This window comes from Methanofollis liminatans DSM 4140 (assembly GCF_000275865.1).
GTDB classification, from domain to species: Archaea; Halobacteriota; Methanomicrobia; order Methanomicrobiales; family Methanofollaceae; genus Methanofollis; species Methanofollis liminatans.
Window position 1 is genome coordinate 99,014 of the sequence record NZ_CM001555.1, and the last position, 24,422, is coordinate 123,435.

The window sequence follows — 24,422 nt, forward strand, 5'->3', positions numbered from 1 at the left end:
CGGGGACGGGCGCAACGCTCATATGGTGCTTCGAACAATGGAACCCCTGGTGAAAAAGTCCATGGACAGGACAGGTATTGGAATGGTCGTCGCAGGGCTGGTGCTTGCCGCCATCGGCATATACGGCATTATGCTCCTCCCGTCTGAAGTGGTCGCTTTCCTCGTCGGCCTCGTCGAAATCGCCGTCGTCATCGTCGGCCTCGGGCTGATCGTGATCGGGGCGGTCATGGCAAAAGACTGATCGTCCGGGCGGTACGGGAGGATGAGGGCCTCTCCTGCACCACCTCTATGAAAAAATCGGTTCTTCGTCCTTAGACAGAGGGGAGCCCCCCGGCACACAGGAGCAAAGAGCAAAAAAAAGTTATTCGGAGTTCTGTTTTGCCTTCTTCCACGAATAGACGATGACGCCCCCGACCGCCACGACCGCGAGAAGGATCAGGGCGATCGCCCATACCGGGAACGATTCACCCTCCTCGGGGGCCACCGTGCCGCTGGACCCGATCGAGATCTGAACGGTTGAACGGTAGGCGTTCCCGTCCTCATCCTTGTATTCGATGACGAGCGGGACCGAGTCCGTATCTTCAGCCGTGAAGGTGACGTCGAAGCTCGAGAGGTCGTCGGGGTCGAGAGAAGCGACCGGATAGACCCGGTTCGGCTCGACCGGGACGGCCGGAGCGCCGACGGTGATCACGACGGCCTTCGCCACCTCAAGGCCGGCATTGGTGACGTCCCCGCTCACCCGGTAGACGCCGCCCTCTCTCGTCACCTCGATCCCGGAGACGACGATCTCGGCCTGTTTCTTGTCCTCAGAGAAGGTGATCGGGAGGCGAACAGAGGTGCTCCTCTGGTTGTTCCCGTTGCGGTAATCCACGTTTAAGACCAGATCGGTCTCCCTGGACGGCGTGATCTCAAAGGAGACCTCAGCCATACCGTCAGGGGCGAGGGCCCCGATAAAGACGCTCGTCGGGGTGCTCTCGATCCCATCTCCCCGGGGCACAACGGTGACGCCGTTGATCTCGCCTGAGCGCGGGTTGCTGACCTTGACCTTTATCGTCGCCTTTTTCCCCTCAGCGAAGGAGTCGGGGCGCTCCATGATCGAGATCCGCGGTTCGGTGCTCTCCACCTTCACCGTGACCGGGGACCGGAGCGATCCGGCGTCCCTGAAGTCGATCACAAACGGCGGGTAGAAGATCCCGTCCCCTGTGGACGCCTGCACCGTAAACGTGAAGGAGACCTCGTTGCCCGGGCCGATGGAGCCGAAGGTCTGGTAGGGGTTGTCCAGAATCACGATGTTTTTCTCCGTGAACATCCTGGCGCTTCTGAGGGCGACGCTCTCGTCGGCGGTGTTTTTCACCGTCACCGTCACCGTCGCCGCATCGCCGGGCATGAGCACGGCAGGGTCGACCGAGAACCCGGTGACCGTGACGCGTGCGGCGTTCTCCTGGGGGGTGGCGCCGGAGACGACCCCTGCAACCAGGAGGACGAAGACCGCACAGAACAGCAGACATCTTTTCATTTATATAACTCCCAGAGAAACTATCTGATAGATAATATATATCCCCACCGGCACGCCCACCGTGATCGCCGCGTTTTTCAGCGTGAGATTTCTCGCATGCTTCATGCCGAAGATCCAGATGTTCGCGCTCCAGAGGAGGAAGACGATCGTGATCCCAACGACTGCCATCATCATCGGAGAGTGCGTGATCGTCGCCTGGAACGCCGTCACCGCCGCCGGATCGGTGAAATCGATCTGCGGGAGGGGGACCGACGAAACGAACTGCGCCGTCAGGACGAGGGAGATCGCGGAGGAGAGGATCGTCGGGACATAGCCGTAACCGGTGAACTCAAGGGTTTTTTTCAGGCTCCCGCGCCCTTTGAACACGGACGAAATCGCGTAGAAGATAATGGCGACGACCACCCAGCCGATCAGGGAGAAGATCGGCGTGGCGACCGCTCCTGCGACGGCGATGATCCCCAGGATCCCCTGCGCCTCCGCGGGGAAGGCCGGGGTGAGCATGTTCGTGATCAGGTATGCGGCGATCCCGCCGATGATCCCGGTCACCAGCACGAGGGCTGCCGGCAGCATCAGTTCAGGCGCACGATCGGCCATTTTCCGAAAGAAGGCGTCAGGATTGAGGAGGACCTCAACGATCGGATGACTCATGAAGATAACTCGCGCGGCCCGCGCATATATACCATCGGGTCGTCAGTCCTCGAGGGCGAGCAGCACCGCCTTTCTAAAGATGATCTCGGGCACGACATAGCCGGATCGCACCTCCTCCTCATACGCGCACTCAGGGCGGCCGAGTTCCTCCATCCGGGACGGCCCGGTGCAGTAGCGCTGGGCCCCGGCGGCCTCGTCGATCAGGTCGGCAAGAGGGGCGCCGTTGAACCAGACGCCTGCGCCTTCATCGACCGTTTCCACCGTTACCTCCACCGAGACGCCGTTCTCCTTCAGGAGGGGGACGATCTCCCTGAGGAGATCGGGGAGCGAACGGTCGGTGTCTGAGGAGCGGTACGGGCAGGGCGATCTTCCGGTCCGGCGCCAGAGCACCGTGAACCGTTCCTTCATCCCCGCACCCCGGTCGATCTCGTTCTCATGAGGAGGTGTTGTCCGGCGTCCAGATGAACCGATCCCTTCAATGTTTGCGGAGGAACTCGCGCACCTTCTCGGACTCGATCCAGCCGCGGTCGAGCTGCGTGATGATCCCGTCGATGATCTCTGCCTGCTCCAGGATCCGCTCCTTTTGCTCCTCCTCGCAGTAGAGGTCGGCGACACCGACGATCACGGCGAGCGGGTTTCTGATCTCGTCGCCCAGGGTGGCGAACTGCCCGATGTTCCGGTCGATCTGCGCAAACGCCTCGGAACGCATCCTCTCCATCTGTTTGCGCTCGGTGATCTCGCGCGCCGCCCCCTGCAACCCGATCACCGTGCCGTCCGCATAGAGGGGGGCGGCGTTGATCTCCAGGTAGCCGCTGGTACCGTCATTTTTCAGGAAGAGTACCTCCAGCCCCTCCAGGCTCCCCCCACCGGCGACAGCGGAGATGGCTTCGGCGTATTTCCCATGATCCGCTGGATCGGTCAGGTCAATGGGCGATCTCCCGAGAAGGTCCGCGGGCTCGTAGCCGGTCACCCGGAGGACCGAGGGGGAGAGATAGGTGAAGCGGCCCCCGGTATCCATAGAAAAAATGATGTCGAAGGAACTCTCGGCAATGCGCCTGAACTTCTCCTCGCTCTCCTGCAGGATCTGCTCAGAGCGCCGCCTCAGCCTGATGTGGACGGCCAGGAAGACGACGACGATCGCAAGGGTGGCGATCGCAAACACCCCGGCAACCGCCACGCTCCGGTCGATCTCGATCAGCTGCGACGGCCTGTTGATCACGGCGCTCCCCCCTGGCAGCGTGGAGCCCTCAAGACCATAGCGCTGGAGCTGGCGATAGTCAAAGACATAGCGCCCCTGCAGATCGGTCTTCACCGGGATCGCCGAAGCCGGTTCCCCGTCGAGGATGCGCAGCCCCATTGCGGCGGCCGCCTCTCCCTGGTCTCTGCTGAAGAGGATCTTTCCACCGACGATCCCGCGGCCCATATGGACGTCCCAGACACCATAGACCGGTACCGCCGAGGCGGCGGAGATCGGACCGGCGACGTCGGCATGTTCGTAGTAGACACCGTCGGGGCTGCGGTAGTAGGTCATCAACAGGACGATCGTGTCGTCATGAAGGTTCCGCACCGTCTCCTCGATCTGGGCGAGGGTCGCATTGCCCGAGTGGGTGAAGGTCAGGCGACCGGCATAGCGGCCCGCGGCGCCCTGGATGACCCGCAGGTTCGAGATCCCGGTCTCGGTGGCGTCGTTCACCACAAAGACATTCTTTATCCCGGGGCTGAGGAGGAGGGCGGCGTCAAGGGTGCCGTCCACGTCATAGACCTCGACGATCCCGGTGCAGTTCTCCCAGCCTTCGAGATCGGCCTCGTCAAAATAGTTCAGGCCGCAGAATACGACCGGGACACCGGGAAAAAGGGAGGCGTGACGGTCCTGGAGGAAATGAAAGGCGTAGTCGTCCAGACAGATGACGAGATCGAACGTGACTCCTGCAAACTTCTGTCCCAGAATGGCCTCCTCCCGGTCCCCGTAGCCCGCATCGCCGAGACGGAGGGTGTCCATGTACTCGACATAGAGGTCGACCGGCGTTTCGGCGGTATCGAAGACCGACCTGGCCCCGGCCGTCATCTCGTCGGTCCAGGCGAGGCCCTGGTGGTAGGAGTGGAGAAGAAGCACTCGTTTTTCAGGCGATTCTACGGCGAGAGCGGGGGAGACAAGGGTAAAAGAGAGGAGCAAGAAGGTGAGAAGAAGAACGGCATATCCATATCTTCGTACAGACGCCCGTTTCGTCCTCATCCACCACCCTCTGTTCATCCGCTCTTTTTCCAGGCGCGTATCCGCCTCATCGCCTCTTTCAGCGTCGGCAGGGAGGCGGCATAGCTGACCCGGATCCAGCCGGGCGCATTGAACGCCGCCCCCGGTGTCGCCGCCACATGGGCATCGTTCAGCCATGAACGGGCGATCTCGAGGTCGTCGCCCTCCACCCGCACGAAGGCGTAGAAGGCGCCGTCGGGCGGGGCGACCGCATAGCCCATCGAGGTGAACTCGTCGAGCATGTACATCCGCCTGGCCTCGAACTCTTTGCGCATCGCCTCGACGCAGGACTGGTCGCCTTTCAGGGCCGCGACACCGCCCCACATCACGAAGGTCGCCGGGTGGGAGACCGAGTGCTGCTGCACCTTCGCCATCTGGCGGAGGACCGGGAGCGGGGCCACGGCATAGCCGAGCCGCCAGCCGGTCATCGCATAGGCCTTGGAAAAGCCGTTGACCGTGATCGTCCGACCGGCCATATCGCCGATCGAGGCGAGGGAGATGTGCTCTTTCCCGTAGATCAGTTTCTCATAGATCTCGTCGGAAAGGGCGAGGAGGTCGTAGTCCTCGCAGATGTCGGCGACGAGTTTGAAGGACGCCTTCGAGAGCACCGTCCCGGTGGGGTTCGAGGGGCTGTTGACGACGATCATCTTCGTCCGCGGCCCCACCCGCTCCAGGATCCGATCGTCGATCTGGAACGAGGGCTCCCTGAGGAGATGGTGGACGACCCGGCCGCCGGCCATCTGGACGCAGGGCTCGTAGGAGACCCAGGACGGGTCGGGGAGGACCACCTCGTCGCCCGGGTTCAGGCAGGCCTGCATCGCCTGAAAGATTGCGTCCTTCGCTCCGCAGGTGGCGATGACGTTTTCAGGGGCGCAGGGGATGTGGTTCTCGGTCCGGCATTTTTCGGCCACGGCGTGCAGGAGTTCGGGGATGCCGTTCGAGGGCGCGTAATGGGTCTCGCCGCGGGCGAGGGCGTCGCAGCAGGCCTGCACGATGTGCGCGGGCGTCGCAAAGTCGGGTTCGCCGATCGAGAGGCCGATCACGTCGATCCCCTCCCGCTTCATCCTCTTTGCGGCGTCCGAGATCTCGATCGTCGCCGAGGGGGCGACGGCGCTGACCTTCTCCGAGAGGGCCTTCATTCCAATCTCTGCACCATTTTTACGGCTGATTCAACGGCGCGCTTTGCGTAGTCGATCCGCTCGGTGGCCTCGAGGCGGGTCATGCCCGGACCCGAGATCCCGAGGGCGACGGGCTTGCCGTACTCCAGGGAGAGGTCGATGATCTTCCGGGCGGCGTGCTGGACCACGATCTCGTCGTGCTGGGTCGCCCCCTCGATGACGCAGCCGATGGTGACGACGGCGTCGATACCGTCCTGCTTGAGCAGTTTCTTGATCGCAAGCGGCATGTCGTAGGCGCCGGGCACATAGATGCAATCCGCCACCTCGGCGCCGAGAAACTTCGCGTGCTCCCGCGCCTCGATCTCCATCATATAGGTGATGTCGCGGTTGAACTCCGCGACCACAAATCCCAGTGTGATTGCCATGATATAACTCCTCGAATTGATCCTGTTTCTGTTCTTTCTTTATTCTGCCGGTTTTACTGCCTCGCCGGGCCGGCGTCCTCAAAGCCCTGCCGCTGGCCGGTGCCGGCCTGGCGGGTGAGCACCTGGGGGCGGAGGATGAGGTTCACGGCGTTTTCGGCGTGCTCCCGCGCCCGCCGCTCCGCGAGCCATGCGAGTTCCCGGTCGTTCTCCGCCTCGTCCTCGTGGACGAAGACCTCGATGATATGCCGGTTGGTCATCAGCTGGGCGAGCATCAGACCCTGCGAGGCCTCGTGGGCGCACATTTTGTCTTTATCTTTGCCGCCCGGCATGCCGAGGGCGACGACGATGTCGCAGCCCCGCTCCTCGATGAGCTTCTTGCAGGCGACCGGGAGGTCCTTGAAACCCGGGACGGTGTAGCGCTCGATCGCGACGCTGGCGTGCTTGCGCAGCTCGTCAACGACGAAGGCGCCCATATTGACGCGGGCGAAGGTGGTGTCGGCGACCCCGATCTTCATGCGTCGAGCACCTCAGCCGCCGCCCCGACACCGTCACCCATGCCGGCGACGCCGGCCTTCTTGAGTGCGTGCTGGACTGCTGCAAGGGTGGCGAGGATCTCGGGGGCGCTGACCGCACCCATCGAGCCGATCCTGAAGATCTTCCCCTTGAGGTGGTCCTGGCCGCCGGCGATCTCGATGCCCATCCGCTTGACGGTGCCGCGGAGGGCGCTGTCGGTGACGCCTTCGGGCATGACGACGGCGGTGACGGTGTTCGAATAGGCGTGGGCGGCGTCGAGCTGCGGGAACATCGAGAGGCCCCAGGCGGAGACGGCGGCCCTGACCGAGGCCGACATCCGCCGGTGCCGGGCGATGCGGGCGGCCATGCCTTCTTCACGGATGATCGCCATCGCTTCGGCGAGGGCGAGGAAGAGCGGGACGGCCGGGGTGTACGGGGTCTCCATCGGGGTCTTCTTGCCGTTCTTGCGGTAGGCGGCGAGGTCGAGGTAGTACGGGCGGTCCTCGGCGATCCGCTCCCATGCCCGGTCGGAGACGGCGACGGCCGCAAGCCCTGCCGGGGCGGCCAGGCACTTCTGCGAGCCCACGATGGCGATGTCGACGCTCCACTCGTCGGCGAGCACCTCATCGCCGCCGACCGAGGTGACGCCGTCCATGACAAAGAGGGCGTCGTGTTTCCGGACGAGTTTCCCGACGTCCTTCGCCGGGTTGAGGATGCCGGCCGAGGTCTCGTTGTGGACCATCGTCACCATCTCGACACCGCCTTCGAGGGCGGCGGCGAGGGCGTCGAGGTCGAGGGGCGTGCCCCAGGTCGATTCGATCGCGGTGACGTCGCCGTAGCGCCGCCCGAGGTCCCGGAGCCTCTCGCCGAACTTGCCGTTGACCAGGGAGGCGATCCGCTTCCCGCGGCCGAAGTTGGCGACGGCCGCTTCCATGCCGGCGGTGCCCGAGCCGCTGATGATATAGACCTCGTTTTTGGTCCCGAAGCATTCCTTGAGGACTGCGGCGCTCTCGGCGTAGGCGGTGCCGAATTCAGGGCCGCGATGGTTGATTGCCTGCCGCATCATCGCCTGCCGTACCCGTTCCGGCACCGGCACCGGCCCCGGCAGCATGAGGAGTCGTTCGTTTTCCATAAAGATCAGCGTGTACTGGTGCATCTTCCGGGGCAATGTAGGTTTTCATGGTGGGGGGGGCGGGCGTACGCGCTGGCCCTGACAGAAGACCTAATCCCACGACCGCACAATACTACAGATCAGTTATGCCCGATGTTGCAGTGATCACAGGCTCGAACTCAGACAGTGCGATTGCCGAAAAGGCGGTAAGAGTGCTCGAAACCTACGGTCTCTCCTATGACGTCCAGGTGATCTCGGCCCACCGCGACCCCGACCGTCTCGACGACTATATGCGCACCTCCGACGCGAAGGTCTTCATCGCCATCGCCGGGATGGCGGCCGCCCTCCCCGGCGTCGTCGCCTCGAAGACGAAACGCCCGGTGATCGGGGTCCCGGTCTCGGGCAAACTGATGGGCGGGCTCGACGCCCTCCTCTCCATCGTCCAGATGCCCAAAGGCGTGCCGGTCGCCTGCGTCGCCGTGGACGGCGGCGAGAACGCAGCGCACCTTGCCGCCCGCATCCTGGGCGTCGCATGAAGACCCAGCCGACCATCAGGAGCGGTCCCGTGCTCCTCGCCCCGCTGTGCCCGGAAGATGCCGGGCGCATCTCTCTCCTTGCAGGAGACAACGCTGTCGCCGACACGGCGGTCCTCATGCCCCATCCCTATTCCGAGGGAGCGGCAGAGGCCTGGATCGCGGAGAGCACGGCAGGATGGAAGGCCGGGTGGGGCGCGGCCTGGAAGATTACGAGGGCAACTGACGGCCTTCTCGTAGGAGAGGTCGGAATAACGATGGAGCCGGAAAACCTGAGCGCCGAACTCGGGTACTGGATCGGGAAGGACTACTGGGGCAGGGGCTATGCCACGGCGGCGGCGTGGGCAGCGGTGCAGTTCGGTTTTGAGGAGATGGGAGTCCACCGCGTCCACGCCTCCTGCCTCAGGCGGAACGCCGGGTCGGCGCGGGTGCTGGAGCGGGCCGGGCTGCAGTACGAGGGGTGCCTGCGGGAGCATCTCCTCCACCGGGGACGTTTCGAGGACCTGCTGCTCTTCGGGGCGGTGCGGGACGGGGACATGAACCCCGGAGAGAAGGAGGGCGGAGCCTGCTCCTCCCGGGTTTGCCATGAAAAACACCTGCGGTGTGTTTCGTAGAGTGCCCTGAAAAAAAGAGATCGTCAGGCTCCCCGGCGGCGAGGCCGGGCGGCCGCACTATTTTTCCCGTTCCCCGAGGATATCCCGCACCATCTTCACGGCGCAGAGGTCGCCGCACATCGAGCAGGTCTCCAGGTCGCCGTCGCGCTGATGGATCGTTCGGGCGTGTTCGCCGTACATCGCCGCCTTAAACTGCTCCTCCCAGTTGAGCCGCCGTCTGGCCTCGGCCATCTTCAGGTCGGCCCTCGCATGGGCGCCTGCGCCGAAGCGGACGATGTCGCCCGCATGGGCGGTGATCTTCGCCACCCGCGTTCCCTCCACGATGTCGTCGATGTCGGGGAGGGCCAGGTGCTCGGCCGGCGAGACCATGCAGAAGAAATCGGCGCCGTGCATGGCGGCGACCGCGAAACCCATCGCCCCGACGACATGGTCGTAGCCGGGGGCGACGTCGGTCACCAGGGGCCCGAGCAGGTAGAGGGGGGCACCGTCCGAGATCTCCTTGAGCATCTGCACGTTGTAGCCGACCTGGTCGAGGGGCATATGCCCGGGCCCCTCGATGAAGCGCTGGACGCCGGCCGCGAGGGCCCGTTTCGCGAGGCCCCCCAGGGTCACGTACTCGGTCACCTTCGCAAGCCGTTCGGCGTCGTACAGGCAGCCGGGGCGCATCCCGTCCCCGAGGGAGGCGACGACATCGGCCTCAGAGAGGATCTCGAGGAGGTAGTCGTACTCGCTGTAGAGCGGGTTCTCCTCGCCGGTCGCCGCCATCATCGCCACGTGGAAGGCCCCGCCCCGCGAGACCACGCCCATCACCCGCGGGTCGAGGCGGAGGGCCGAAAAGGCGGCCTGGTTCACGCCGCAGTGGAGGGTGAGGAAGTCCACGCCCTGCCGGCAGTGCTCCCGGATCACGTTAAAGAGGAGATCGGAGGTGACGTCGGCCGCATTCCCGGCCCGTCGCACCGCCTCGTAGATCGGGACCGTGCCCACGGGAACGTCGAGGGCAAGGATCTCCTTTCTCATCGCCGGGAGATCCCCGCCGGTGGAGAGATCCATCAGGGTGTCGGCACCGTTCTCCAGGGCCGCCTGCGCCTTCCTGATCTCGAGGGCAGGGTCGCAGCGCTCCCCTGAGGTGCCGATGTTCACGTTCACCTTGATCCGGCAGCCCTCGCCGATGGCAGAGAGGCGGTGCGGACGGCGGGGGTTGGCTGCGACCGTGATCCGCCCCCTCGTTATCGCACGGGCGGCCTGCCGCGGCGAGAGCCCCTCGTCCCTCGCCACCACCTCCACCTCGGGAGGGACGCCTTTGAGGCACTCCTTGATCAGGGTTTGCATAACACACATCTATCGGGAATCCTTATTATTCTGCATGCCAGTCGTGTGGTTGCCTGGAGAAGGATATTTCGCGAACAGTTATATCTTCGGCGGGGTGCTCGTCGACGCCGGGGTGACGCCGCTTGTGCTCGCCAGGCACGCCGACCGGATCGAGAGCGTCGTGCTCACCCATACGCACTACGATCACATCGCATACCTCAAGGAGATCAAGGCGCTCACCGGGGCCGAGGTCTGCGTCCACGCCTTCGACGCCGCCGGGCTCTCCGGGGATAGGACCAGCCTCGCGCCCGTCTTCGGCGCCCGCCCCCCGATGACCGTCCCGGACCGTATCCTCGAAGGCGGGGAGCGGATCGGCGGCCTGGAGGTGATCCACACCCCGGGCCACACGCCGGGCGGCATCTCCCTGTACAGCCCCGAGGAGCGGGCGCTCTTCTGCGGCGACACCGTCTTTCCCGGCGGATCCTTCGGACGGTTCGATTTCCCGGGCGGCGACCTCGAGGCGCTCACCGGCTCGATCGACCGTCTCGCCGCCCTGGACGTCGAGGCGCTCTACCCCGGCCACGGCGAGCCGGTCAGGACCGGCGGGACCCGCCACATCAGGGCGGCGGCCATGGCCGTGCGGGAGATGCGATGAAAGGCATCTACTGCCTGGTCCTCAGAAACGGGGCATGCGACCTCGAGGTGGGAAGGCTCGGACCGGTCCATTTCAGAGAGGGCTGGCACATCTACGTCGGTTCGGCCCTCGGGCCCGGCGGGCTTGCCGCCCGCGTCGGCAGGCATTTCAAGCTCGCCGCCGCACAGGACCGGCGGCCGCGGTGGCACATCGACCGCCTCCTCCTCTCGCCGGCCTTCAGCCTCGAAGGGGCGGTCTGCGGCGGCACCGAAGAGAGGCTCGAGTGCCGCCTCGCCGGTGCGATCGGCCGGGAGGGGGTGCCGGGCTTCGGGTGCACCGACTGCGCCTGCGATTCGCACCTCTTTTACCGTTCTGACGACCCATTTGATGAGATAACACGGGCCTTCACCGCGATTGGCATCTCTGCCGTAACCAGAAAGACCAATAAGGGGGAGAGTGATCTCCTGATATGAAAGTGCTCGGCATTTCTGGGAGCATGAGAAAGGACGGCAACACCGCCCAGATCGTGAGGTATATCCTCGCAAAGGTGCAGACGGCCGGGATCGAGACCGAGTTCGTCTCCCTTGCAGACCGGGAGATAAAACCGTGCACCGGCTGCGAAAAGTGCAAGGAGACGAAATGGTGCGTGATCGAGGGGGACGACTGGAGCGCCGTCGCTGAAAAGATGCTCGAGGCCGAGGTGGTGGTCCTGGGGTCGCCGACCTACTACTACGACATCAACGGCCAGATGAAGAACCTCATCGACCGGACCTATTCCTTCTACCACGACCGGAAGCTCGCCGGCAGAAACGCCGTCGCCGTGACGGTCTGCGCCGACCGGGGCTGCGAGCGCTCGCTTGAGACGATCGAAGGTTTCCTGAACACCCACCAGTTCTCCTATCTCGGGCATGTCTGCGGCAAGGCCTATCTCCCCGGCGAGATCATGACCGACGCCCGGGCGGTCAGAAAGTCCGACGAGGCCGCACGCAAGATCATCAACCTCCTCCAGCCTCACGACTAAAAAAGCACCCCGATCTACATCAAAATGCTGATCTGGCCCAAAAAAGCACCTTTTTTTGGCTTTGTTGAAAACCTCCCCTCCAACAACGATCGATATCGCTTGAAGGTGCTCTGGTGAGGGTGTGATAGATCTTCCCTTTATCGTGGAACCAGGCTACGGGATGGTCTGGACGAAGCCATTCGCCCGGCAGTTTCAGGGAGCAGATGCGGGATCAGTGCCCCGCAAAACTGCGATTGGGGCGGGAACGGGAAAAATACGCCAACCAGGCCATCAGGATTTTTTCCGGTAGATAATCTGCCCTCCCGGCTCCTGCATATCCAGGGGCAATCCTCGCGCGGGGGTCCGGGGGTACAAACCCCCGGCGCGGTGCGGGCGTTGTGTGACCGTATGGGATCTCAGGGTATGCCTCTGCCGGGGGGCCTGCTGCCCCCCGGTCCCCCCGCCGATTGCGATAGGGGCAGGGACGGAAAAACAACTGCGGCTTTTCCCTCCATCATTTTTCATCGAGAGATGCTCCGCTCGGACTCTCCTTCCCTATCCAGGGCAATCTCGCGCGGGGGTCCGGGGGTACAAACCCCCGGCGCGAAGATGGGGGAAAGCGAATGAATCACGCTCGCATCTGGAAACGTGATGATTTCTACAAAGCCCTTTTTTTATTTTAAGGTCAGAAAATAGGTGGAGCAGAGAAAACTCCCGAAGGAGAGAAGAAAGCATGGATCGAACCGCCCGCCCGGAGATACAGTACTGTGCCATTGCCCTTTCCGTCGTAGTTATCGCTCTCCTGATCGCTGCCATCCTGCCTGACGGTATTTTTGCTGCATCACCCCCTGTGAATGGCGCAAGGACAAATCCATTGATATATGCCGGAGACTCATCCGAAGGTATGGAAGGCATCAGGATCCCCCTCACAGAGAAAGAGGCTGAAGGCTTTGTCGTCCCCCTCGGCCCGGCAAACCTCGTATTTGCAAAGACCGATATCGGGCTCGTCGGTTGCGGCGCCTTCGATGTGGCGGCGCTGGAGCGGTTCGGCTACCCGGCGGCACGGGTGCGACCGGCAGAGGGATCATCGATCCGCGACCTCGACGACCTCCTCGCCGGCATTATCGCCGTGGCAAACGAACCGGCGGCAAAGAGGGGTATCGCACCGGGCATGACCGGGAGAGAGGCCCTCGAACTCCTCTGAGGGTGCAGGCCATCGCACGGGAAGACCTGCGCCAATCGAATGAGAACAGATACATGGATCAAAGAGAAACCTGAACACGACCAGTCCAGCCGCGTGGAGGAGTTACTATCGAAGGTTCCGGGAAGAAGGTGTTCGTTGCCGCCCTCCTGCTGCTCTCTCTTGTCCTTTCGGCCTCCGCTGCAGGGCCCGACGATACCAGGAGCGTCATGCTCCTCCTCTCCTATAACCAGGGGTTTGCATGGACCGACGACGTGGTGGACGGCGTCGTCTCCGTCATCCCGTCGGACGCCGACACCGATCTCCGCATCGAGTACATGGACGCGAAGCGGGCGAGCGGGGACGAGTACTTCGAGCGCCTCTTCAGGATCTACCAGACCAAATACCGGACGGACACGCCCGACGTGATCATCGCCGAGGAGGAGGACGCCTACCTCTTCTTAAAAAAATACCGGGACGAACTCTTCCCGGACACGCCGGTCGTGGTCGTCGGCCTGAACTGGCGGGAGGACCGGCAGGCCCCTGAACTCCATCACGCCACCGGGGTGATGGAGGACTACGAGATGGCGCGGACGATCGATCTCGCCCTCGCCCTCCACCCCGAGACCGGGCACCTCGTCGTCATCAACGACAACATCTCGACCGCCGGAAAGGAAAACGACCTCATACTCCAGACGGTCCTGCCCGCATACCGGGAGCGCCTCGAGGTGATCATGCTCAGCGGCCTCGCCGCCGAAGACCTCTACCTCGCCCTGGAGCGCCTCCCCGCCGACAGCGTCGTCCTGCTCCTCACCTACAACCAGGACGCCGAAGGGCGGATCTTCACCTACGACGAGATGGTGGAACGCATCACCCGCATGACCGACGCCCCGGTCTACGGCATCTGGGACTTTTATCTCGGCAAAGGGATCGTCGGCGGCTACATGACGCGGGGGTTCGAGCAGGGCGCGGCGGCCGGCGAGATTGCAGAGGCGATCCTCAACGGCACCCCGGCGGCGGCGATCGCCCCGGTGGTGGCGCGGCCGCAGGCGGCGATCTTCGATTACCGTCAGCTCGAAGAGCACGGCATCCCGGCCTCAGCCCTGCCCGAGGGGAGCGTCGTGATAAACCGGCCGGAAACGAGCATCGAGGTTCCGATCCAGACGGTGTACCTCTCGGTCGTCGCTGCAACGCTGCTCACCGCCCTTCTCGCCGGCCTCGTCCTGACGAACAGGCGGCTCAAGGGCGCACAAACGAGGCTGAAGACAAGCGAAGAGCGGCTTTCCGCCGCACTCGCCGCCACCAACGACGGGGTGTGGGAGTGGGACCTCACCGACAACCGGGCCTATTTCAGCCCATCGTATTACCGGATGCTCGGCTACGAGCCCGGCGCATTCCCGGCGTCCTATGCCTCATGGGAGGCGCTGCTCCATCCCGACGACAGGGACCGGGTCAGGAGCGAGATCAGCGCCGCCATCTCCACGAAAAACACCGATTTTCAGGTCGAGTTCCGCATGCTCACCCGTGAAGGCACATGGAAGTGGGTCCTGGGCCGGGGGCGGGTCGCGGCGTGGGACGGCGACACCCCCCTCAGGATGGTCGGCACCCATGTGGACTTCACCGGGCACAAGCGGGTGGAGATCGAGCGGGAGGTCTCCCGCAAAACCCTCGAAGAGCAGGTCGCAAAACGCACCGCCGACCTCGACCGGGCGGTGAAAAACCTCAGCGACGAGGTCAGGGACCGGAAGGCCGCCGAGTCCAGGCTTGCAGACGGGAAAGAGCGCCTTGCAGTGACCCTGCGATCGATCGGGGACGGCGTGATCGCCACCGACACGGACGGGCGGATCGAGATGATGAACCGGGCCGCAGAGGAGATCACCGGGTGGGCGATCGAGGAGGCGCGGGGAAAACACCTCGCCTCGGTCCTCAGGATCGTCGACGAACTCAGCCGGAAACCCCGTGATGACCTGGTGGCGCAGGTGATGAGGGAGAACGCCATCATCGAGCTCCCGCGAGAGACGGTCCTGATCCAGAAGGACGGGGGCGAGCGGGTCGTCGCCGACTCGGCCGCCCCGATCCGTGATGCAGAGAGCCGGATCATCGGCGTCGTCATCGTCTTCAGGGACGTGACCGCAGCCAGGCAGGCTGACGAAGAGCGGACCAGGGCGCAGAAACTCGAGTCCATCGGCCTTCTTGCAGGCGGGATCGCCCACGACTTCAACAACTTCCTGATGGGGATCCTGGGCAACATCCAGTTCGCCGCCGAGGGGATGGAGGAGAGCGATATCAGGCTGAAGTATCTCAAAGACGCAGAAGCGGCGCTCTTCAGGGCGCGGGACCTGACGGCGCAGCTCCTCACCTTTGCACGGGGCGGAGCGCCGGTCAGGCGCGCCCGCCACCTCGGGGAGATGATCAGGGAGACGGCCACCTTCACCCTGAGAGGGTCGCGGTCGAGACCGTCCTTCGATATCCCCGAAGACCTCCTGCCGGTGAACGTGGACCTCGGCCAGATCGCGCAGGTGATCGGAAACCTCGTCCTGAACGCCGCACAGGCGATGGAGGGCGGCGGCATTGTCACCCTCTCCGCGAGAAACGTCGATCTCGGCGAAGAGACGCCCGTGCTCAAGCCCGGGAAATATGTCAGGATCGAGGTCGGCGACACCGGGAACGGCATCCCGCCCGCCGTCCTCCCGAAGATCTTCGACCCGTATTTCACCACAAAAGCCGGCGGGCGCGGGCTCGGCCTTCCCAGCTGCCTCTCCATCATCCAGAAACACGACGGCTGGATCGATGTGCGCTCCGAGGTGGGCGCCGGGACGACCTTCTCGGTCTACCTCCCCGCAGCCGAGGAAAAACCCGTCCCTGATGAGCATGGAGAGGCAGGGCCCGAAGAGACGGCATGCCCCGGCCGCGTCCTGATCATGGACGACGAGGAGGCGATCAGGGCGGTGATGAAGGCGATGCTCACCAGAAAAGGGTTCTCTGTGGACACCGCGGAGGACGGCGCCGCCACCCTCGAACGCTATAGAAATGCGATGGAAGGGGGAGAGCCCTATGACGCCGTGGTGCTGGACATGACCATCCCCGGCGGCATGGGCGGGAAGGAGACGATGGAGCGGCTCAGAGAGATCGATCCGGCAGTGCAGGCGATCGTTTCGAGCGGCTACTCGCAGGACCCGGTGATGGCGTCCTATGCAGACTACGGGTTTTTGGCGGCGCTCCCGAAACCCTACCGGATCCAGGACCTCGTCGACGCCCTCAACGAGATCTGCAGGAATAACCGATAGGCAGGGCTCTTCACCGCACGGCCCGGTACAGGGTCGTGCGCTCCCTGAGGGGGCGGCCGAGATCCTCTGCGATCCGCCGCATCTCCGCGGGGTCCAGGTAATCGGTCCCGGTCGCCCCTGCCCCTTTCGATATGCTCTCTTCAAACATCGTCCCGCCGAGATCGTCGGCGCCGGCCATGAGCGCGATCTGCGCCATTTTTGTCCCGATCTTCACCCACGACGCCTGGATATGGACGATGTTGTCCAGGAAGAGGCGGGAGACCGCATACATCAGGAGGTCCTCCCGCCCGGTCGCACCGGCCCGCGCCCGCCCCGAGGTGTAGATGGGGGTGGTCCACGGGATGAACGAGAGCGGGACGAACTCGGTGAACCCGCCGGTCTCGTCCTGGATCTCCCTCAGGACCGCGAGGTGACGGGCGCGGTCGGCGGCGGTGTCGATATGGCCGTACATGATCGTCGCCGTCGAGGGGATGCCCATCAGGTGCGCCTCCCTGATGATCCTGACCCATTCTTCGGTCAGGATCTTGCCCGGACAGATCTCCCGGCGCACATCGTCCACCAGGATCTCGGCGGCGGTGCCGCAGAGCGATCCAAGACCCGCCTCCTTCATCCGGTCCAGAACCTCGCGGGTCGAAAGCCCGCTCTGCCTGGCGGCATAGGCGACCTCCTGGGGGTTTGAGGCATGGATGTGCGCCGCCGGCGCCTCCTCCCTGATCCGCCGTATAAGACCGACATAATCCTCGACAGTAAAGTCGGGGTGGAGACCGCTCACCGTGCAGATCTCGGTGACCCCGCGTTCTCTGGCGGTCCGCAGGCGCGAGACCACCGCCGCCGGATCGTGAAGGTACGCGTCGGGGTCCCCGATCTTCCGGCAAAACCCGCAGAAACCGCAGGTGTTTATGCAGATGTTCGTCACGTTCAGGTTCTGGTTGCGCACGTAGGTGACCGCATCGCCCGCCCGCTCCTGGCGCACCTGATCGGCGGCGGCGGCGATCGCCCACACATCCCGGCCCCTGGCGGAGAAAAGGGTCAGCGCTTCGGCCTCGGTCATCCGGCGACCGGCGAGAATCTCGTCGAGCAGCGCCCGTATCATGTACCAGGTGCTTCGGCACTCACCCTATAAAAGAGATGGGAAGGGGCTCAGGCCCGTCCGTAGGTGGTCGTCCGCTGCACGAGGGGGCGGCCGAGATCCTCTGCGATCCGCCGCATCGCCGCCGGGTCCAGGTAATCGGCCTCGTCGGCGCCGGCAGAGACCGTCACCGCATCGGCAAACATCGTCCCGCCGAGGTCGTTCGCCCCGGCGAGCAGGCAGGCCTGCGCCATCTTCGTCCCGACCTTGCCCCAGGAGACCTGGACGTTCTGGAAGTTGTCCAGGAAGAGGCGCGATACGGCGATGAGCAGGACGTCCTCCCGCCCGGTCGAGCCCGGACGGGCGATCCCGGCCTGGTAGAGGGGGGTGTGCTGGTGGATGTACGGGAGGGTGACCAGCTCGGTGAAGCCGCCGGTCTCGTCCTGGATCTCCCTGAGGATCGCGAGGTGGCGGGCGCGGTCGGCGTCCGACTCGTACGAGCCGTACATGATCGTCCCTGACGACCTGATCCCCATCAGGTGCGCTTCTTTGATGATCCTGACCCAGTCGGCCGTCCGCACCTTTTTCGGGCAGATCACGTCGCGCACCCCGTCCACCAGGATCTCCGCCGCCGTCCCCTGGAGGGTCCCGAGCCCGGCGGCCCGCAGGCGTTCCAGCGCTTCGACCGTCGATATGCCGCTCCTTTTTGCGGCATGGAGCACCTCGTCCGGGCTGCAGGCGTGGATGTCCACCCCGGGAAGAACGGCGGCGACCCACCGGATCATCTCCTCGTAGGACTCCGTGGTGAAGGCCGGGTGGACGCCGGAGAGGAAACAGACCTCGGTGACCCCGCGCCCCCCTGCATTGCGGGCCTGCGCCTGCACCTGCTCTTTGCCCAGCATGTATGCGTCCGCATCGGTCGCTTTGCGGCCGAAACCGCAGAAGCCGCAGAGGTTCTTGCAGATGTTGGTGATATGGAGGTTCTGGTTCAAAACGAAGGTGACCGCATCGCCGGCCTTCTGCTCCCGCACCTCGTCGGCGGCGGCGGCGATCGCCCAGATCCGGCGATCCTTCACGCCGAGAAGCGTGACCGCCTCCTCCTCGGTCATCCGGTGTCCGGCCAGCGTGTCGGAGAGCAGCGTGCGTATTCTGTCTGTCATGGTCGTCTCTTCCTGCTATCGCTCTTCGTCTCTTGTTTCCGTCTCTCGCTCAGGTAGTCCCAGAGGATCATCAGGGCGATCAGGGCGACCGCCACCTCGAGCAGGTGGAGGGGGAGGTAACCGAGCACCGGGACCGCAAACAGGGCCTTGCCGACGATCCACTCCTCCTTCACCGGTTCGATCTGCCCGAGGCCCGGATAGGCGACCACCTGGTCGGGGACCGGGTTGTTGTCGCCCCAGGTGATATACCCCTCATGCGGCGCCGTATAGCCGAGGTTGAGGCCGTTGAGGGTGTCCACCGTCTCGCCTCCCTCGACCCGCATCATGGCGCGGTGGATGATCGGGTGGACCGAATCGGCCCCGTTGGGCCGGTAGATGATCACGTCCCCGTATTCGTTGTATTTCATGTAGCCAGACGCCTGAGCGCCCTCGAAGGTCTGGAGAGCCCCGAAACGGTCGGGCGCCACGACGAAGACGAGGTCGCCGACATTCATGTTCGGGACCATGCTCTCGGACTCGATCGCCACCACGGCGGGCCAGGTGCCTGAGACGAGGAAGAGGACGAGCGCGATCACCCCGACGACCGCCACCGCCCAGAGGACGTCGCGGGCGATGGAGACGATGGGGTTCTGGCTCTCCCTGAACTGCTCGATCAGGCCGGGTTTCGGTTGGAGAGACGGTTTATCCGACATCTGTATGGTGATGGTGGGAACCTGGATCTGATATAAATATGGGAACGGCCCTGACCGGCGGGATGATAGGTCGGGAAGACGCACCTGACCAGAAGAGATGCTGCATACGCCGGGAAGTTCAAGGAAAGGAGGGTCTATCGACCTGAACGGATATCGCAAAGACAGGACCATCGACGTTTCCGGAGAGACGTCCCTGCTCCTCACGGCCGCATCGTTCGTCCTGTTCTTTGTCTCTGCAGCCGCCGTCCTCCTCATATTCACGCTGGTCACCGGCACGGGCTCGTTCACCTTCACGGCGAGCGGCCCGACCGACCTCCTGCCCATCCTCGCCCTGGTCCTCCTGGTCCTCCTTGTCGGCGTCCTCCACGAAGGTCTCCACGCCCTCGCCTACCTCCTCCTGCACCGGCGCCCGGTCTTCGGTTGGGGGAGGAAAGTTCTGCTCCTCTACTGCTCCTGCTCGGCCGACGGGGCGTACACGCGAGACGAGAGCGTCTTCGTCCTCACGCTGCCGTTCGTCCTGATCACGGCCCTCGGGCTCGGGGCGATCGTCCTCGCCCCGGGATGGGGGATCGCCGCCCTCGTCCTGGTCCCCCTCAACGCCGCCGGATCGGCCGCCGACCTCTATGCGGCGGCAACACTTCTCCGCTCCCCGACCGAAAGCCTGGTGCTCGAGGAAGGAGGCGCCATGACGCTCTTTGTGCCCGAATGAACAGAGGGGCCTTCGCACATCCCCGGGGGGATAGCCCCGGGCGCGCCCGTCCACGCAGGCGAGAGGCCGATAAAGGCGATAAAAAAGGAGGGCGCCCCTCAATCACGGGGGAAGAGGGTCCGCGCCCCCATCACCGCCCCATAGACGCCGGCGGCGACCAGGATGATCGTCGCCCCCGACGGGACATTGAGGAGGTACGAGAGGACGATCCCGCTCACGGTGAAGACCGCCCCGAGGGCGACCGCAAGGGCCATCATCAGCCCCAGGCGGGAGGAGAACTCCCGCGCGATCGCCGCCGGGATCGTCAGCAGGGCGATCACCAGGATGATCCCGACGACCTGGATGAGCATCACCACGGTCAGGGCGACGAGCACCAGGAGCAGGAGCGAGATCCGCTCCACCGGGAGGTTCATCACCCGCGCGTACTCCTCGTCGAAGGTGACCGCAAAGAGGTCCCTGAAGAAGAGGGCGACCACGAGGAGGATCACGGCGACGAGGGCGCCCATCAGGACGAGGTCTTCCCGCGGCACGAGCAGGATGTTCCCGAAGAGATAGCCGAAGAGGTCGGGCGCAAAGCCGGGCGTGAGATAGACGAAGAGGATGCCGAGCGCCATCCCCGCGGCCCAGACCGCCCCGATGATCGTGTCGAGGTTCTGCCGCTGCCGCAGGGAGAGTTCGCCCATGCCGAGGGCGACGGCGACGGTGAAGACGGTCGCCGAGAGGATCGGGTCGAGGCCGAGATAATAGCCGAGCCCGATCCCGCCGAAGGCGGCGTGCGAGACCCCGCCCGAGAGCGAGACCATCCGCCTGACCACCACATAGGTGCCGATCACCCCGCAGGCGACGCTCGCAAGCAACCCGGCAATCAGGGCGTTTCTGAAAAACTCATAGGCGAATATAGAGATCACGGCCGCTCCTCCCCTTCGTGCTCTCCCAGCACCCGGTGGGGAAGACCGTGGGCGATCAGGTCCACCGGGCAGCCGTATGCCCCTGTAAGCATGTCGCCGGTGATCTCGGCCGTATCGTGGGTGAAGATCCGCCGGTTTAAGCAGGCGATCTTTGTCACGCGCGAGGAGAGGACGCCGACGTCGTGGGTGACCAGCAGGACGGTCATCTCATCCCTGAGCCCGACGAGCAGGTCCATGAAGTGATCGCCGGTCGGAGCGTCGACATAGACGGTGGGCTCGTCCAGGATCAGCACCTCGGGCTCGCCCACCAGGGCGCGGGCGATGATCGCCCGCTGCTGCTGCCCCCCGGAAAGAGCGCCGATCTCCTGGCCCGCGAGATCGCCGATCCCCATCGTGGCCATCGCCCGGTCCGCAGCAGCGCGGTCTTCCTGCCCGTAACGGCGGGGGAAATTCCTGATGTGCCCGAGCCTGCCTGAAAGCACCATCTCGCCCACCGTGACCGGGTACGAGAAGTCGAAGGTGCGGTACTGCGGGACATAGCCGAGGAGGTGACGCCGCTCGACGGGCGTCCCGCCCAGCACCCTGACCGTCCCTGCGGACGGACGGATCAACCCCAGGATCACCTTCAGAAGGGTGCTCTTCCCGCCCCCGTTCGGGCCGATCACCGCATAGAAATCGCCTTTCTCGACCCTGAAATCGACGTCCTCCAGCACCGGGCGGCCGCCCAGGGTCACCGAAACGCCCCTGACGTCGATGACCGGATCCTCGCTCATACCGCCCCGCCGAACGCCGCGGCGACGTTCCTCATGTTCGCCGTATAATGTTCTTCAAGCGGGCTCACCAGGGCGACCCGGCCGCCGATCGCATCGGCGATCACCCGGGCGCTCTTCGTGGAGTACTCGGGCGAAGCAAAGACGACGGTGATATTCTCCGCCGCTGCCTGGAGGATCAGCCGTTCGATCCCCTGCGGGCCGGGCTCCTTTCCCTCGTCCTCGATCGGGATCTGCACGAGCCCGTAGTCCCGCACGAAATATGCCCAGGACGGGTGGTAGACCATGACCGCCTCGCCCTCGCGGCCCGCGAGAGAGGCGGCGATCCCGGTGTCGAGGGCCCGGAGTTCGTCGAGATACAGGTCGCGGTTCGCCTCGAAATAGGCGGCGTCGGCCGGGTCGATCGCCACCAGGCCGGCACAGATATTCTCGACCATCACCGCGGCGTTTCGCACCGAGAGCCAGACGTGCGGGTCTGTGCCGCCCTCCTCCTCGTCGCCGGCGAGGAAGGAAAGACCGGCCGAAGAGTTGACGACATGCATCCCCGGGTTCACCCCGACGATCTTCGCCATCCAGGCGCGCTCGAACTCGATGCCGGAGCCGACGGCGGCATACATCCGCACCTCTCCGAGGGCCGCCATCTGTCCGGGCGTCAGCTCGTAGGTATGCGGGTTTGCGCCGGGCGGGACGAGCACCATCACGTCCACCCGATCCCCCCCGATTGCCCTGACGAATTCGGCCTGGGGCGGGATCGTCACGGCGACCGGGATCGGTCCGTCTTCGGCCGGGGCCGCACCGTCGCCGAGGCAGCCCGCCGTCATCAGAAGAAAAAGCACACCCATCGCGGGCAACAGCCATTGCGCCGTCCCCATCTTCTTCCCACCCATAATTTGGTACGTATCTAAATTATCCCTGCAACCCGTAAATAGGTTTTCGGGCCCACAATCAACCGGTATCGGGGCAGCAGGCGAGATCGTGCTCGATCGGGCCGCAGACGCTCTGGACCGGGTGCCCGAGGGATGCGCAGATCCGGTCGACGAGGTCCTTTGAGACCCGCCCTTCCAGCATGTTCGCCTCCCTGCACGCCTCCGCGGGCGTCAGCCCGAACTGGCTCAGGGCGAGGGAGAGGAGGCGGTGGCGGCGGAGGAGGAAGCGGGCGTATCGCTCGCCCTGTGTGGTGAGGGAGACGCCGCGGTACGGCGTATGCTCCAGATACCCTTCATCTGCAAGGGCGAGAAGCGTCTTCGTGGCCGTCGAGGGGGCGACGCCGACCCTCCGCGCGATCTCGTTTGTCCGGGCGCATCCGCCCATGATGCCGATGATCTTCAGGTATTCGGCCTTCCGGCCAGGGAGTTCGAAACCGCTGATCTCCTCCATGCGCCGTAGTGCGCCGGCCAGAGAGTTAAATTTTCCCACACCCCAAACCTCGCGCCCTCATCCGCAAGGATCATGAGGCTCGACCGCCAACCTGATCACAATGCTCTGCGAGGATGAGATCGTCTCACGGTTCCTTGCCACCAGCCTCTTCGTCTCGCCCGAGGTGGTGGCCTACATAAAGGAGCAGGACGACCCCGGCCTCATCGACCGGATCATCGCCGGGACGCCCGAGGGCACCGTCGTCGTCTCGCCCGACTGCATTCCCGCCCTCAAGAAGGTGAGGGACGGCACCCGTTTTCTCGCAGACCCGGTCTGCGAGGTCCTCGCCGGAATGGAGAACTCGGCCGAGAGCATCAGGGACTTCGAGGAGTACATCACCTATTTCCGCAACCGTTTCACCCGCCTCTCCACCTTCATGCGGGGGCGGATCCAGCCGGTCCCGATCGAGGCGCTGGCCCGGACCGGGCGCTACCAGGAGGAAGAGGTCTCGTTCATCGGCATGGTCTCGAACGTGCGGAGCACGGCCAACGGCAATAAGATGGTCGAGGTGGAGGACCCCACGGGCACGATGCGGGTGCTCTTCAACAAGTCCAGGGAAGGGTTTTCTGAGGCCGAGAAGATCCTGCCCGACGAGGTGATCGGCGTGCGGGGCAAACTCTCGCAGGACGGCACCATCTTTTTCGCCAACACGCTGGTCCGCCCGGACATCCCGCTCTCGAACGCCCCGTACCGCTCGGAGCGTCCGGGCCGGGCCGTGCTGATCTCGGACATCCACGTCGGCTCAGACACCTTCCTCGAGGACGAATGGCACCGCTTTGCCGACTGGATCTCAGGCCAGGAGGATATCGGTTACCTGGTCATCGCCGGCGACCTCGTGGACGGGATCGGGATCTACCCGGGCCAGGAAAAAGAGCTCGTGATCAAGAACATCTACCAGCAGTACGCGGCGCTCGGCGAGATGCTCTCGGCCCTCCCGGAGCGGCTGACGATCGTCATCTCGCCGGGCAACCACGACGTGGTCAGGGGCGCCGAACCGCAGCCTGCGATCCCGCCGGCGTTCAGGATAGGTTACCCGGCAAACTGCGTGTGGGTCGAGAACCCGGCGCTCGTCTCCCTGCAGGGCGTGCGGGTGCTCATCTACCACGGGCGTTCGTTCGACGACATGATCGGGACGATCCCGGGCGCCTCATACAACCGTCCCGCGGAGATCATGGAGGAGATGCTGAAACGCCGGCACCTCGCCCCGATATTCGGGATGCGGACCCCGATCGCACCGGGAAAAAAGGACCCGCTCATCATCGACCCGGTCCCCGAGGTGCTCTTCACCGGCCATGTCCATATCAGCGGGATCAAACGCTACCGGGGCGTGCTGATGATCAATGCCGGGACCTGGCAGTCGCAGACCGCCTTCCAGAAACAGATGAACACCGTGCCGACACCCGCGCAGGCGGTCGTCCTGGACCTTCAGAGCCTTGAGACCGAGATCGTCGATTTTCTGACTCCCGGATCCTGATCGCGCCGGCGCACCTCCTGGCAACGGAAACTTCCGGCATCCTGCGGCGATGCGGGAGAAAACGATCAGATCATTCGAATCGCTCT

At 64.5% G+C, this 24,422-nt stretch carries 26 protein-coding genes; 10 read left to right on the plus strand and 16 right to left on the minus strand.

The genetic code is table 11. The features are described 5' to 3' along the window. The first annotated feature begins 37 nt into the window (after nucleotides 1-37). Nucleotides 38-241: a hypothetical protein gene (locus METLI_RS12995; protein WP_217178693.1), complete on the plus strand. Its 204-nt coding sequence runs from the start codon at nucleotides 38-40 to the stop codon at nucleotides 239-241. A gap of 120 nt (nucleotides 242-361) precedes the next feature. Here METLI_RS12995 and METLI_RS00465 read toward each other — a convergent pair whose 3' ends face one another. From METLI_RS00465 to METLI_RS00500, 8 genes are all read right to left on the minus strand, one after another. Continuing rightward, nucleotides 362-1,516, minus strand: coding sequence for a COG1361 S-layer family protein (locus METLI_RS00465; protein ID WP_004037076.1), 1,155 nt, complete (start codon nucleotides 1,514-1,516; stop codon nucleotides 362-364). Further along, on the minus strand, nucleotides 1,517-2,164 hold the full coding sequence (locus METLI_RS00470; RefSeq protein WP_004037077.1) for a YIP1 family protein: 648 nt from the start codon (nucleotides 2,162-2,164) through the stop codon (nucleotides 1,517-1,519). A 42-nt stretch (nucleotides 2,165-2,206) separates the two neighbouring features. Further along, nucleotides 2,207-2,572: a DUF2703 domain-containing protein gene (locus tag METLI_RS00475; protein ID WP_004037078.1), complete on the minus strand. Its 366-nt coding sequence runs from the start codon at nucleotides 2,570-2,572 to the stop codon at nucleotides 2,207-2,209. Between the two features lie 67 nt (nucleotides 2,573-2,639). Next, nucleotides 2,640-4,397, minus strand: a complete 1,758-nt coding sequence (locus METLI_RS00480) for a PAS domain S-box protein (RefSeq protein ID WP_004037079.1) — start codon at nucleotides 4,395-4,397, stop codon at nucleotides 2,640-2,642. Between the two features lie 14 nt (nucleotides 4,398-4,411). Next, on the minus strand, nucleotides 4,412-5,554 hold the full coding sequence (locus METLI_RS00485) for a pyridoxal phosphate-dependent aminotransferase (RefSeq protein WP_004037080.1): 1,143 nt from the start codon (nucleotides 5,552-5,554) through the stop codon (nucleotides 4,412-4,414). Beyond that, entirely contained in the window at nucleotides 5,551-5,958 is a 408-nt protein-coding gene (gene ribH / locus METLI_RS00490) for a 6,7-dimethyl-8-ribityllumazine synthase (protein ID WP_004037081.1), read from the minus strand. The genes METLI_RS00485 and ribH overlap by 4 nt, the downstream gene beginning before the upstream one ends. Before the next feature lie 53 nt (nucleotides 5,959-6,011). After that, nucleotides 6,012-6,473 (minus strand): riboflavin synthase, encoded by a 462-nt coding sequence (gene ribC, locus METLI_RS00495; protein ID WP_004037082.1) that lies wholly within the window; start codon nucleotides 6,471-6,473, stop codon nucleotides 6,012-6,014. Beyond that, a complete protein-coding gene (locus METLI_RS00500) occupies nucleotides 6,470-7,603 on the minus strand; it encodes a pyridoxal-phosphate-dependent aminotransferase family protein (RefSeq protein WP_048103906.1) in 1,134 nt (377 codons plus the stop codon). The genes ribC and METLI_RS00500 overlap by 4 nt, the downstream gene beginning before the upstream one ends. Nucleotides 7,604-7,728: 125 nt before the next feature. Between METLI_RS00500 and purE the strand changes: the two genes are divergently transcribed. Beyond that, nucleotides 7,729-8,118 carry a 5-(carboxyamino)imidazole ribonucleotide mutase gene (gene purE, locus METLI_RS00505; RefSeq protein WP_004037084.1) on the plus strand — a complete coding sequence of 130 codons (390 nt, stop codon included), beginning with the start codon at nucleotides 7,729-7,731 and terminating at the stop codon, nucleotides 8,116-8,118. Then, a complete protein-coding gene (locus tag METLI_RS00510) occupies nucleotides 8,115-8,729 on the plus strand; it encodes a GNAT family N-acetyltransferase (RefSeq protein ID WP_004037085.1) in 615 nt (204 codons plus the stop codon). The genes purE and METLI_RS00510 overlap by 4 nt, the downstream gene beginning before the upstream one ends. 57 nt (nucleotides 8,730-8,786) lie before the next feature. On the opposite strand, the gene thiC is transcribed toward METLI_RS00510, so the two are convergent. Then, the gene (gene thiC, locus METLI_RS00515) at nucleotides 8,787-10,067 is read right to left on the minus strand and encodes a phosphomethylpyrimidine synthase ThiC (protein ID WP_004037086.1); all 1,281 of its coding nucleotides are present in this window, start codon (nucleotides 10,065-10,067) and stop codon (nucleotides 8,787-8,789) included. Between the two features lie 25 nt (nucleotides 10,068-10,092). On the opposite strand from thiC, the gene METLI_RS00520 reads away from it, so the two are divergent. The 5 genes from METLI_RS00520 (at nucleotide 10,093) to METLI_RS12270 (ending at nucleotide 16,138) form a co-directional block, all read left to right on the plus strand. Continuing rightward, on the plus strand, nucleotides 10,093-10,692 hold the full coding sequence (locus METLI_RS00520; protein ID WP_004037087.1) for an MBL fold metallo-hydrolase: 600 nt from the start codon (nucleotides 10,093-10,095) through the stop codon (nucleotides 10,690-10,692). Then, on the plus strand, nucleotides 10,689-11,144 hold the full coding sequence (locus METLI_RS00525; RefSeq protein ID WP_004037088.1) for a GIY-YIG nuclease family protein: 456 nt from the start codon (nucleotides 10,689-10,691) through the stop codon (nucleotides 11,142-11,144). The genes METLI_RS00520 and METLI_RS00525 overlap by 4 nt, the downstream gene beginning before the upstream one ends. A 23-nt stretch (nucleotides 11,145-11,167) precedes the next feature. Then, nucleotides 11,168-11,692: a flavodoxin family protein gene (locus METLI_RS00530; protein WP_245529376.1), complete on the plus strand. Its 525-nt coding sequence runs from the start codon at nucleotides 11,168-11,170 to the stop codon at nucleotides 11,690-11,692. An 883-nt stretch (nucleotides 11,693-12,575) separates the two neighbouring features. Further along, nucleotides 12,576-12,875: a YunC family protein gene (locus METLI_RS00535; RefSeq protein ID WP_048103554.1), complete on the plus strand. Its 300-nt coding sequence runs from the start codon at nucleotides 12,576-12,578 to the stop codon at nucleotides 12,873-12,875. A 128-nt stretch (nucleotides 12,876-13,003) separates the two neighbouring features. Continuing rightward, nucleotides 13,004-16,138, plus strand: a complete 3,135-nt coding sequence (locus METLI_RS12270) for a PAS domain S-box protein (protein WP_004037091.1) — start codon at nucleotides 13,004-13,006, stop codon at nucleotides 16,136-16,138. A gap of 10 nt (nucleotides 16,139-16,148) precedes the next feature. Here METLI_RS12270 and cofH (METLI_RS00545) read toward each other — a convergent pair whose 3' ends face one another. Genes cofH (METLI_RS00545) through METLI_RS00555 form a run of 3 tightly spaced genes read right to left on the minus strand, consistent with a single transcriptional unit; the run spans nucleotide 16,149 to nucleotide 19,059 of the window. Further along, entirely contained in the window at nucleotides 16,149-17,231 is a 1,083-nt protein-coding gene (gene cofH, locus METLI_RS00545) for a 5-amino-6-(D-ribitylamino)uracil--L-tyrosine 4-hydroxyphenyl transferase CofH (RefSeq protein WP_004037092.1), read from the minus strand. A 47-nt stretch (nucleotides 17,232-17,278) separates the two neighbouring features. Next, nucleotides 17,279-18,367, minus strand: coding sequence for a 5-amino-6-(D-ribitylamino)uracil--L-tyrosine 4-hydroxyphenyl transferase CofH (cofH, locus tag METLI_RS00550; RefSeq protein ID WP_004037093.1), 1,089 nt, complete (start codon nucleotides 18,365-18,367; stop codon nucleotides 17,279-17,281). Next, nucleotides 18,364-19,059 carry a signal peptidase I gene (locus METLI_RS00555; RefSeq protein ID WP_004037094.1) on the minus strand — a complete coding sequence of 232 codons (696 nt, stop codon included), beginning with the start codon at nucleotides 19,057-19,059 and terminating at the stop codon, nucleotides 18,364-18,366. Before METLI_RS00555 ends, cofH (METLI_RS00550) begins: the two co-directional genes overlap by 4 nt. A gap of 97 nt (nucleotides 19,060-19,156) precedes the next feature. Here METLI_RS00555 and METLI_RS12275 point away from each other — a divergent pair, with 97 nt between their 5' ends. Then, on the plus strand, nucleotides 19,157-19,768 hold the full coding sequence (locus METLI_RS12275; protein WP_004037095.1) for a DUF3267 domain-containing protein: 612 nt from the start codon (nucleotides 19,157-19,159) through the stop codon (nucleotides 19,766-19,768). 98 nt (nucleotides 19,769-19,866) lie between these two features. Here the strand turns inward: METLI_RS12275 and METLI_RS00565 are convergent, their stop codons facing one another. Genes METLI_RS00565 through METLI_RS00580 form a run of 4 tightly spaced genes read right to left on the minus strand, consistent with a single transcriptional unit; the run spans nucleotide 19,867 to nucleotide 22,823 of the window. After that, nucleotides 19,867-20,676: a metal ABC transporter permease gene (locus METLI_RS00565; protein ID WP_004037096.1), complete on the minus strand. Its 810-nt coding sequence runs from the start codon at nucleotides 20,674-20,676 to the stop codon at nucleotides 19,867-19,869. Beyond that, nucleotides 20,673-21,449 carry a metal ABC transporter ATP-binding protein gene (locus METLI_RS00570; protein WP_004037097.1) on the minus strand — a complete coding sequence of 259 codons (777 nt, stop codon included), beginning with the start codon at nucleotides 21,447-21,449 and terminating at the stop codon, nucleotides 20,673-20,675. Before METLI_RS00570 ends, METLI_RS00565 begins: the two co-directional genes overlap by 4 nt. Beyond that, nucleotides 21,446-22,333, minus strand: coding sequence for a metal ABC transporter solute-binding protein, Zn/Mn family (locus tag METLI_RS00575; RefSeq protein WP_157203173.1), 888 nt, complete (start codon nucleotides 22,331-22,333; stop codon nucleotides 21,446-21,448). The genes METLI_RS00570 and METLI_RS00575 overlap by 4 nt, the downstream gene beginning before the upstream one ends. Before the next feature lie 58 nt (nucleotides 22,334-22,391). Beyond that, on the minus strand, nucleotides 22,392-22,823 hold the full coding sequence (locus tag METLI_RS00580; protein ID WP_004037099.1) for a metal-dependent transcriptional regulator: 432 nt from the start codon (nucleotides 22,821-22,823) through the stop codon (nucleotides 22,392-22,394). A gap of 100 nt (nucleotides 22,824-22,923) precedes the next feature. Here METLI_RS00580 and METLI_RS00585 point away from each other — a divergent pair, with 100 nt between their 5' ends. Then, nucleotides 22,924-24,336 carry a DNA-directed DNA polymerase II small subunit gene (locus METLI_RS00585; protein WP_004037100.1) on the plus strand — a complete coding sequence of 471 codons (1,413 nt, stop codon included), beginning with the start codon at nucleotides 22,924-22,926 and terminating at the stop codon, nucleotides 24,334-24,336. Nucleotides 24,337-24,422 lie beyond the last annotated feature (86 nt).